The sequence below is a fragment of the Calothrix rhizosoleniae SC01 genome, from assembly GCF_900185595.1.
Taxonomy (GTDB): Bacteria; Cyanobacteriota; Cyanobacteriia; order Cyanobacteriales; family Nostocaceae; genus Calothrix_A; species Calothrix_A rhizosoleniae.
This window is the reverse complement of sequence record NZ_FYBH01000103.1, coordinates 1-10,340: the sequence shown is the minus strand read 5'-3', so window position 1 is coordinate 10,340 and position 10,340 is coordinate 1. Positions and strand designations below refer to the sequence as shown.

Sequence of the window (10,340 nt, the reverse complement as noted above, 5' to 3'; positions counted from 1 at the left end):
GAGACGATTTTGTAAAATCATCAATGTAGCTTCTAAACCCTCATGAATATCAACTGGTTTGAATGTTGCTTCATCTAATCGAGAGAAGTTTCGCAAAGATTTCACTATCTCGGCAATACGTTGACAACCTGTCAGCATTGAAGTGAGCAATTTCTGAATATCTTGTTCCAGAAAGTCCATCTCTATGGTTTCAATTTCCTGCTGAATTACCTGACTGGGATGAGGATATTCTTGCTGATAAAGATGAATTAGTTTGATTAAATCATCATAGTATTTACCAGCATAATTCAGATTTCCATAAATAAAGCTAATCGGATTATTAATTTCATGGGCAATTCCTGCAATTAACTGTTCTAACCCAGACATCTTTTCTGTTTGGACAACTTGCAACGCATTTTGCAGTTTTGTCAGAGTTTGTTTGAGAGTTTCATTCGATTGCGCTAGTTCTACCTGAATGCGTTGGCGTTGTTGAATTTCTTGATTCAAGGCGTGAATTTTTTGGTTAAGCACAACGAATTGATTACTCGTTCGCTTTTCTAACCTGAGTAAATTAATCGCTGGACTTTCTGGCGATCGCGGTTGGATAACAGCACCTTGACTACGACAAGCAATTCCCTCTCCCTCAGCTTGGTGGATGGTGAAAGATCCCAAAATCATTTGACGACTTTGGGAGCAAACTCGAAGATAATCAATTACCTTCTTTGAAGAATCAGTGACAAACTTTCTCAGATCCTCACCAGTCATTCCTTTACTGGTTTTATTAAAAAGTCTGGCAGCAGCTTGATTAACTGCTATAATCTCACCTGCACTCGTGACCAGCAGTAGAGAATCTGGTAAAACCTGGGCAAATGTTAAAAACTGATTGGGTATCATCATCTTGAGGGATTGAAGCAGGATCTTTGCTGTAACACTAAAGGTTATGTTTTGAGAATCAACTGTGGTTGGGACATATTACAAAAAGAGGATATAGTCTGCAAATGTCCCGCTTGTTAGTGCTACTCTGGTTTGAAGTATTCTTGTCCTGCAAACTCATCTAATGATGCGCTAGGTTTTAGATAAATGACGACTTTGCATTCCTGTGCGCCTCTGGCAATTGTGTCTTGTAACTCGACCCTAGCATAACCGAGATTGTCAGCGGCGATCACGCCAAAGATATTAGATGTCATCACACACATGGCTTCGCGCCCTTCTACCTGTTCTGCAAACGGACATTTGCGATTGCCTAAAACAATTTTCTCATCGGTTTCTTCAATTACGTAAAAGTCGCCTTGAATCCGGCGTTTCCAATCTACCAAAACAGCAGTTACCTGCTCACGAGAAAGGTTTGATAGTTGAAAAGCATTATGGTATACGTCATTGACGTGCTGACCAGCTCGAGAACCAACCACATTTAAAAAACCTGCTGCCTCTTCAATCCCAACAATATCTTGTAAAGTTCCAGCCAATTCTCGAATCATGGAGCGCAAAAATTGGTCACGATCTATGGGTAATTGTAAGGATGCTATTTGGTTGTGGCTTGAAGATGTTTGAACCATGATGGGTTTATTTTCTGAATATTATTTTAGATAGGACAAGTATGAATGGTTCTTAAATAAGCAAAAGTAACTAGATATATTAAGAAACCCTGAAATTAAGTACCATTCATAACTAGAATTAGTTTTCCCTAGCTAGTTGCAAAACTAACATCCATCTAAGCTAATATACTGACAAAAAACAGCCATTTTTAACAGTATTGGGTGGAATAAGTCCAAAATCCAAAATTGAATCACCTTTACCTTTGCAACTAACTATCTACCCAATTGATTGGGAATACCTTCACAACCGCCAGGAATAGTGGATCTGGTTTTTTCTCCACCCCAGGTACAACAGTACTGACGGGCAGGCTCAGACATCCTTTGAACATTGCTGAAATCCGCATTTTCTACCACCGCACCAGTATGTTCCCCTGTTTGATAATTTGGTGGTTCGGTACGACTGCGAGGAGATGCTGTTTCTAATGAACCATAATATAAACGAATGCCATTCAGATCAGCACCTTTGAGATTTGTTTCATATAAAATAGTCCGGGATAGATTGGCTTTGACTAAGTCGCAACCACTGAGATTTGCACGGACAAAATTAGCTTCGCTTAAGTCAGTCCATCGCAAATCAGTTTGGCAAAGGTCTGCACCTGCTAGCATGACGCCTAAATCAATTACCCGTACCCCTTTAAGCCTATCTTCTGCATAACCACCACTACCATCAAGAATTGCCCTGCCCAAATGTCCATCTCGTTGTAAGGGTGTAAGTAATTTAGAACGGGAGAGAAATCTGATAATTTTGGCTTTACCACTCCCATCTACACTACTGAGAATGGCGGCGGTGCGTCCTTCTGCTAATAAGCGTTCTTGGGGCCAATCTTCTAATAATCCTTCTTCATCCAACACTAAATCGGATATGCCTTGAAAGTAAGAATCAATGGTCTGTTGCTGAGTAATCAGGTTTTGTTGCACGGTGAGTAAATTTTGCTGGATGGTTAAGTCCTTAGAAATAATGTACTGTCGCCAAGCAACATAAACGGCAATAATCGCAATGAGAATTTGTCCCAAAGCACCAAACCATTCTGCTAAGGTTCCGGAGGCTTCCCAATTAATCCTCCGTCCCCAAATCATGATCAGATGACCCAATCCTGTGAATTTAACGAATCCAGTAGTACCAATAATAACTCCCAGGAATCCGAATAACAGTATTCGTTCATAGGTAGAAAACCACTCGGCTGATACTTCTTGTAACCAAGGTAAAAGCATAGCCACAGATAAAAATAATGTGGCTATTGTACCGATGATGCCCAGTATGAAATTATTCACAGCCATACCGGTGACAGTCATGGCGATCGCGACTATTGTTAGCACTAATGCTCTAGGGGTAACGGTAATTGGATTTACTATCCGCCCTTGCTGTTGATAACGGCTTTGTTTGAGAGCATCTGTATTGTGTTGCGATTGTGGAGAGTTAGTAGCTCCTAGAGCTTCTGGTGCAGCAAGCTTTTCTGTCATCGGGGGATTCTCACTTGCATTGTCCAAGTCACTGGTTTGCAAGTCTTTTTCTGATGTGGAGTGGAAATTAGGTTTACTGGTCATGCTATATATTTTGCCCCAGCAAGTCCCTCAGCGTAACATCATTTTTGCTGAATTAATTGGTAAGCTTTGTGACATCCTCCTACACTAAAATCAAAGATTTATAGTGGAATGGCGCTAAGAAAAGCTCTAAACTATGCTCCATAAAAACTACAGCTTTTAAAGCTATTAAATACTGCCGGTATGGCTCAGGAGATAGTCCTTGATGCAGTGTCATGAAAGCGATTGCAATCACCCCTGCGGAGCATCGCCGCTTTTGTTCAATATCCTTTGTGATTCCCTACGGGATGCTCTGCTTATCGATGGCAATGACTTAGAGGTTGGTAAAGGTCAGGCAAGTACGCCATAGCTGTGCTTTGCTCGGTGACTTTGGAATAAGATGTACCGATTGTGCAAAATTTTTGTAGGTAGAAAAAGCTTACTCGCTTATGAAATACTTTCTTTGAGACGAGCAAGCAAATCTAACTAATAATACTGTGACAAAGCTGCGAGTACAAATCCTCAAGGATAAATTTAATCAAAGTTTGGGATTGCCTTTTTTCTACTTTAGAAATTGTAGAATTTTACAGTAAACGTTGGGATGTTGAACTAAATTTAAGACATCTCAAAACTACTCTAGGGATGGATATTTTACGGTGTAAAACCCCTTCAATGGTGCGTAAAGAAATTTATGTTTATCTACTCGCTTACAATCTAATTCGTAGTTTGATGTGGTTCGCTGGTACTACTTACGCTACTCCTCCATTACGCTTGTCGTTACAAGGTACTCGCCATCATTTAAATAACTTTATTCCCCAATTATTAGCTGCTTGTAAAACAAAGCTTCAATGGATTTATTACATTTTATTGAAAGTTATTGTTCACAAGGTTGTTCCAGAGCGCCCAAACAGAATTGAACCACGAGTTCGTAAACGTCGCCCAAAAGCTTATCCCGTAATGATAAAACCCCGCCATGAATTAGGGAAGCAGTTTGCAACTGCTCCCGTAGCTCAATTTTGATGCCCCAACCTGGCACTACCGAATAAGCACCCAGGATTCCCCAGTTGTGTCAACTTTTGAACGCGATCGCTTGTGCGCTCCGTGGAACGTTCGCCTGCCTCGGAAACTGCATCAAGGATAATCTCCTGAATCATCCTTCCATTGTTCAATAACTTTAAAAGCTGTGGTGCTTATTCCTCATAGCTTATAGCTTTTCTTAGTGCCATTCGATTTATAGTGTAGGCTTCCAAACCTCACGATTTGGTGTTCCTAGTTTTTCTCTTGGGAGATTTCGCCTCTGACCTAGATTGACTTTCGCCAATCCTCGGCAGATAGACTGCATAGGCATTTTCTATTCCGCAGAGTCCCTGCGTACTAATTTGTTCTATTCCCTGCAGCCTAATTACTTCTGCTGCGGCATGATCTCGATTTGTTTGATATCCACAACTATCGCATTGATGTATTCGCACACTCAAGTCTTTTTTACCCGTATAGGTTCCGCACTTGGGACAAGTTTGAGATGTGCCGTCAGGATTGACACGGGCAAAGTAAACTTGATGTTTCTTAGCTACCCCCATTCAAGTAAACCGAGGAACTGACCGAACGACGCATCTAAAGTATGTTTTCGCAACATACCTCTAGACATTGCTTTCAGATTCAAATCCTCAACGAACACCATGCCAATTCCTTGTTTGGTGCATAAACGGTTAGCAAGCTTGAACTGCCAATCTTTGCGAACACTGGCGATATGATTGTGGAATTTAGCAACCTCGATTCTGGCTTTTTCACGATTCTTCGACCCTTTTTTTGTCCTGGCATATTTACGTTGCAGCAATTTCAGCTTGCGATGTAAAGATACCAGGAATCGGGGTCGACAGATGAATTCCTTCTCTGAGGTAGTCAAAAACTTTTCAAGCCCTAAATCAACACCCAAAGCATCTCCATGGGGTCGAGAATCTGGGATTGAAACATCAGACTCGATGGTGACAATCGCCTCCCAGCGAATTGCTTTTTTCACTACTCGTACTTGTTTGACAATGAATCCATCTGGAATTGGTCGATGCAAATTAATCGGCATCCTGCCAACTTTCGGTAGATTGATTTGCCATCCAGTGATTGGATTGGATTTGAATTGTGGGAACAACATTGACTTGATTTGCCCAAACTTTTTAAAGCGTGGGAACCCAAATCCTCGCTTTTGAAAGTAGTCCCAGGCATCATGCAATCTGCGAATGGTCGTTTGCAAAACCTGAGATGGTGGTTCACTTAACAGGGGAAATTCTTTCTTGGCTTTTGGAAGTGCGTTTTGTTGATTGTAATAAGTAGGGAAAGGTGTATTCGTTGGGATAATATACTCTTTTTCCAATGAACAATGCTCTAAGCTGCACTTCCTAGAAAATACCCAATCTTTTATTTCCCGCAAACCATAGTTGTAGACTTTGCGAGATATTTCCAACCAATTCAGCATTGTCCCTTCTTGGTTAGAGTCTGGGCAAATTCGGTAGCAGTAGTTCATGGTTAGAGTCATGGAGCAATTTTAACCCGAATCCACCAATCTATAAATTTAAGTAGATTGCTAATTTTATCGGGTCAATCCCGGTAAAATTAGCTGGGGGAGTCCATTTATCCCGACGCTGAATTAAAGATTACAGGGTGGGACTTATAGCTCCCCCAAACCCCCACTCATAGTTAAATTGGTATAACCTAACTCTTCAATACTATTTTCCTACTGAGTTCAAGATTAAGAGCGATCGCATATAAAATAAGTAGATTTATACAAATATAAGGGAAGCAAGTGGCTTAATTGACAAGAAATCTGCAAAATAGGTGTTGATTTTACTGCTCATGGAGTATCTTACATATTTAGTATTGAGGAGAGAATATGACTACACCGGTCAATGTACTTATAATTATTCATGGCATGAGTCCCCATGCCGAGCCCACATCTCCTTTTAAACTGTATCAAGAATTCTGGGAGGCTTTACTGAAGGAGAAACCAGAGCTATCTAGAGTGTTCCCGGAGAGCTTTATTGGGGTTGAGTGGGGACAAGAGTTACCAATTAATCTCACTATACCTTCAGAGCAAATACGTACTGACCAAAGACTGACTCGGGCTCAAAATTTTGTGAATGAGCGGGTTTGCTACGATAAAGTAGTGAAAGACCCACACCCCAACAATATTACTCAGGGTATGGATTTTCCTCTACTCACACCTTTAGTCAGACGATTAGTAGTTGGTTTGCGAGAATCTATTATTACCCGTGGTTTTGGTGATGTAATTTATTATTCTTCTGAAGATGGAGAAAGGGAAGTTCGTCGAGCTGTTTACGGACAAGTTCTAGAAAAATTAGAACTTTACCATGAAGCGAAAGATGTTCGTCTGCACTTGATTGGACATAGTTTGGGTGTAGCACTAACCCATGACTTTCTGTTTGGTTTGTTTGCTCCCAATCATCAACCAGGATTCTGTGAAAAAGATTTTGGGTTGGATGGTAAACGTTTTGAACAATGGCGACAAAAAGCACAAAGAAAAGAATTAAAATTAGGTTCTTTATCTAGTACTGCTTCTCAACTGCCTATGTTTGCCATGCGTAAACAAAAACTAGTGGATTTTCTCGCGGAAAATAAATTACTTGACCCTAGTTATATTGGCATTGAGCCTACTAATCAGGTTAAGTGGAAAGTATTCTATGATATAGACGATCTTCTTGGTTTTTGTACTCGAAGGCTGTACGATGCTCCGGAGCAAATTATGGAATATCAAGTAGATTGTGGTGACAATCCTGGGGATGCCCATAATGGCTACTGGAAAAACAAAACAGTGATTAAAGAAACAGCTGATTTATTATTCTCAAATGCTGATGGACATAATTAAACCTCAATTCCCTGGAATTATCATCTGAATTAATAATTCGCTATACAGTTCAATATAACTGTAAATATCTGGTGCATACTTGTTGAGTCAGGAAAAATAGACTAAATCATCTGTCTGGTTTTTCCTTGCTCAACAAACCCTTAAATGAATTGAAATTGCTGGGGAATATTTTCAGCTTTAAATATTATGCAAATTATTCAACTTCATTAAAAAGATGTTCTTCTAGGAGTGGTTGGAACTTACGAAATTCTTCAGGAGAAAGCAATTCTGGCTTACCAGATTCACCTTTTTTGGCAAAAAACAGCAAAGGATCAAGGGGTGTGTAAATTGCATATTCCTGCTCTTCATGATAGAAACTAGCAAGTAATTGCAATTGTTCTGGTTCTAAATTATCCTCTTCATCTTCAATTTCTAAAGTGAAAATTTCTGATTCTTCTACAGGGGGTAAATCTCCTGCAGCTGTCAAAGCGTAAGCTGTATTTTTTAACTCTAGGTTTTGTTCTGCTAGAACGGCTTGGGCTGTACTAAAAATTTGGTCAATAGTAGCATCATCTTCGATTAAAATGGCTTCTTCTTCACCTTCATTACCCCAAGCAAAAATTTCTACTGGTGAGTCTGTAGGAAGTAATAAGAAGTATTCTTGTCCATCTACTACTAAGGAATCCTCAATATAGCATTCAAGACTTCTTCCTTGCTCATCAGTCAAAGTGATGGCACCCAGATCGCGTTCATTTTCATCGGAAAACGGAGAGGAAAACATAACCAAAATTTGCTTGCAACTGGAGAACTAATAGCAATTTTACGCAATTAATTGACTATGTAATGACAATTTCTATCTTACATCGCTGTTTATTTGCTGCTATTGCTGGCTAATCCACTTCAGAATATCATGCTCCCAGGAATGATCGCGCAAGAGATGTTCTTGTTAATTTAGCTACTGCGATTTTTACTATCTAGCCATTGTTGCAAAATTAAAGAGGCTGCTTTGCGATCAATTAAACCTTTATGACGGGACGGGGAAATTTTCTCGGCGATTAACATCTGTTCTGCTTGATATGATGTTAATCGCTCGTCAACATATTCCACGGGTAGTTGTAAAGCTTTAGCCAGTCTACTAGCAAACTTTTGAGTTTGACGAGCTTGGAAACCCAAAGAACCATCCATTGAGTAAGGTAAGCCTACTACTAGGGTTTGTACTTCCCGTTCTTTAACTAAAATATGGATTTTTTCCACATCCTCAACAAAAGATTGGCGCTCAATGGTGGTGATTCCAGTCGCAATTAAGCCGGTGCGATCGCAACCTGCAACACCAATACGTTTACGACCAACATCTAAACCCAAAGCAGAAATAAATGGTGATTGTTGATGTTGCTTGCTTGGTGCTGTAGGTAATTTATCCGGATTTCCCAAACACTTACTCCTGATGTTTATTGATATGCTCTGAGTGAGAATCAGTTTCTCTACCGTTCTGTTGATAATGATCCCCCGGATTCACATTATTTTTACCGGAAAATTTGACAGGTTTTTGCATCGGTTTACCTTGACCCAGTTTATCAGAGGATTTTGATTTATTTCGGGGAGTCCATGACATACCTCCTGGTATGGGCTTACGTGCTGGCTGCAAACCTTGCAGAACTTCGGGTAACTGAATTCCTTCTAAAGATACTAATCTTGATTCCCTAACTTTATGCCAAACCGAACGGGACATGATTAAGGTATGCTCTATACGATTAGCTCCTATTTGTTCTAAATACTCTTCCCCTTCTGGTTGATAATCAGCAGAAGCTAATTGTAATGATTGAGTCGGAAAATCTTGAACAATACGAGCTAGTTGAGAAATTAACTCTGGATATAACCAAGTGTAAGCTGGGTGTACAGTAAGATTCGCAACGTGAGGTTGTTTTCCTTTTCGATCTATCTTCAATTGAAAATAACCAATTGCTGCTTTGCGTTGAGGTTCAAAAACATACCCACTAACAACCTCTATTTTTGTCAACCATTGTTGAATGTTAGCTGTTAATGAGCTAAACAAACTGATTTTAAAATCGTGGGTTTGGCGATCAAAAACCTGCCTCATAAGGGGAGGCATAGAAGCCGTATCTAATTGATATAGCAATTGGGCATCGGCATTACTTATGGGCAGTAAATTGGGTAAATCTGGCTCTAATTGAGCTAGATTTGTCAATAAGCTGGGGGCAATTTCCCAGTAAGTCATTTCTGCTAAACGCTGAAACCCATTTTTGCGATATAGTGCCAAGGCATTTTTATCATTGACATTTACTTCCAGTATCCAAGTACGTGCTTCTAACAATGACTCGAAGCAGTAGCGTAGTAGCTGGGAACCAACTCCTTGGCGATCGATACCCTTTTCCAACATTACCCGTTCCACCCGCCAAGTAGTACGGGTGCGGTTAAAGGGAGAAACTTGAATTACTCCCAGTAACATTCGCCCTTGTTCTGCTATGTAGGTACAAAGTAGGTGCTGTAAAGGATTAGGGAACCAGCTTAAACATTTTAAGATCCCATACCAATGTCGAAGGCTTTGCATCTGCCTAATGGCAGAATCAGTCTGCTTCTTGGTTTCGACAGCCGATGACTCTTGAGCTAGTCTTTCAATTCCATCCAGATCACGATATTGTAATGGTCGGATGACTACGCTGAGATTTTGAGGGATTAGTGAAGTCATTTTGATTTAAGCTGCCATTCAGCCTGATGCAATAAATAGGGATACAGGTAATTTACTTAGGTTAATACTAACGGCTTTTTATTACGAAATATTACTCTCAAAGATAGATTTTTACATCCGGTAAAATTTAAAAAAGTAGACTTGCCGGGTACAACAGTAATTACCCAACAATATCTACTTTAATTGTAGTGGATTTTTTATATCCCATCCTAGGGAATTTGCCGAGATATCTGCTTTTCAAAGTCTGCTTGGGTTTGATGGAGTAATTCTTGTCTGCTATTTTCTGGGGTTTGTTGCTCTGGCTGAGAATTTTTCAGGGTTGGAACCAAATTGCGGGCTTGTAGTGCCATATGAAGTTGGAGGTGAGCCACATATTCGCTAAAATCCTCACGATGTGTATGTGTCTTTGCTAAGGGTTGTGATTCCATTGCCACTGAGATCTCCTTGATTAGGTAGCCATTGATTATTATAAATACCAAAACTTATCACGCTATCTTATCTACCTTCATAATTCGCAATGAACTTTAATGCTTCGTTAAACAGCAGAAAAAAGGAGTCATGAAGAGGCAGGGGAAAAAGGGTTTTAGTCTTATTTACTTTTCTTCACATAGTTTGGTTTTATTGTGCCGACTTACTTAGGTGATTTCTGAAAATCATTTTACCAATGACAAGGGCGCAAGCTTTC

11 protein-coding genes and 1 pseudogene are annotated in these 10,340 nt (G+C 40.0%); 2 read left to right on the top strand and 10 right to left on the bottom strand.

The features are described 5' to 3' along the window. The 3 genes from CALSC_RS05910 to CALSC_RS05900 form a co-directional block, all read right to left on the bottom strand. On the bottom strand, window positions 1–876 hold an 876-nt coding region (locus CALSC_RS05910; RefSeq protein ID WP_407641886.1), incomplete at its 3' end, for a sensor histidine kinase. Window positions 877–995: 119 nt separating this feature from the next. Further along, a complete protein-coding gene (locus CALSC_RS05905) occupies window positions 996–1,535 on the bottom strand; it encodes a methanogen output domain 1-containing protein (protein WP_088240469.1) in 540 nt (179 codons plus the stop codon). Between the two features lie 252 nt (window positions 1,536–1,787). Then, window positions 1,788–3,119 (bottom strand): pentapeptide repeat-containing protein, encoded by a 1,332-nt coding sequence (locus CALSC_RS05900; RefSeq protein ID WP_088240468.1) that lies wholly within the window; start codon window positions 3,117–3,119, stop codon window positions 1,788–1,790. A gap of 561 nt (window positions 3,120–3,680) precedes the next feature. Between CALSC_RS05900 and CALSC_RS28145 the strand changes: the two are divergent. Then, window positions 3,681–3,828 (top strand): annotated as a pseudogene (locus CALSC_RS28145) (transposase); the annotation flags it as partial. 277 nt (window positions 3,829–4,105) lie between these two features. On the opposite strand, the gene CALSC_RS26290 reads toward CALSC_RS28145, so the two are convergent. From CALSC_RS26290 to CALSC_RS27280, 3 genes are all read right to left on the bottom strand, one after another. Further along, on the bottom strand, window positions 4,106–4,249 hold the full coding sequence (locus tag CALSC_RS26290; RefSeq protein ID WP_159460570.1) for a hypothetical protein: 144 nt from the start codon (window positions 4,247–4,249) through the stop codon (window positions 4,106–4,108). 99 nt (window positions 4,250–4,348) lie between these two features. Beyond that, the gene (locus tag CALSC_RS27285; protein ID WP_235006692.1) at window positions 4,349–4,672 is read right to left on the bottom strand and encodes a transposase; all 324 of its coding nucleotides are present in this window, start codon (window positions 4,670–4,672) and stop codon (window positions 4,349–4,351) included. Continuing rightward, entirely contained in the window at window positions 4,663–5,610 is a 948-nt protein-coding gene (locus tag CALSC_RS27280; protein ID WP_235006691.1) for an RNA-guided endonuclease InsQ/TnpB family protein, read from the bottom strand. Before CALSC_RS27280 ends, CALSC_RS27285 begins: the two co-directional genes overlap by 10 nt. 366 nt (window positions 5,611–5,976) lie before the next feature. Between CALSC_RS27280 and CALSC_RS05885 the strand changes: the two genes are divergently transcribed. Further along, on the top strand, window positions 5,977–6,969 hold the full coding sequence (locus CALSC_RS05885) for a hypothetical protein (RefSeq protein ID WP_088240467.1): 993 nt from the start codon (window positions 5,977–5,979) through the stop codon (window positions 6,967–6,969). Between the two features lie 193 nt (window positions 6,970–7,162). Here CALSC_RS05885 and CALSC_RS05880 read toward each other — a convergent pair whose 3' ends face one another. The 4 genes from CALSC_RS05880 to CALSC_RS05865 all read right to left on the bottom strand — a co-directional run bounded on the left by CALSC_RS05880 (window position 7,163) and on the right by CALSC_RS05865 (window position 10,083). Further along, window positions 7,163–7,729, bottom strand: coding sequence for a DUF3727 domain-containing protein (locus CALSC_RS05880; RefSeq protein ID WP_088240466.1), 567 nt, complete (start codon window positions 7,727–7,729; stop codon window positions 7,163–7,165). A 170-nt stretch (window positions 7,730–7,899) separates the two neighbouring features. Then, window positions 7,900–8,379, bottom strand: coding sequence for a Holliday junction resolvase RuvX (gene ruvX, locus CALSC_RS05875; protein ID WP_088240465.1), 480 nt, complete (start codon window positions 8,377–8,379; stop codon window positions 7,900–7,902). Window positions 8,380–8,383: 4 nt separating this feature from the next. Then, a complete protein-coding gene (locus CALSC_RS05870; RefSeq protein WP_200817575.1) occupies window positions 8,384–9,655 on the bottom strand; it encodes a GNAT family N-acetyltransferase in 1,272 nt (423 codons plus the stop codon). A 209-nt stretch (window positions 9,656–9,864) separates the two neighbouring features. Further along, a complete protein-coding gene (locus tag CALSC_RS05865; protein WP_088240464.1) occupies window positions 9,865–10,083 on the bottom strand; it encodes a hypothetical protein in 219 nt (72 codons plus the stop codon). Window positions 10,084–10,340 lie beyond the last annotated feature (257 nt).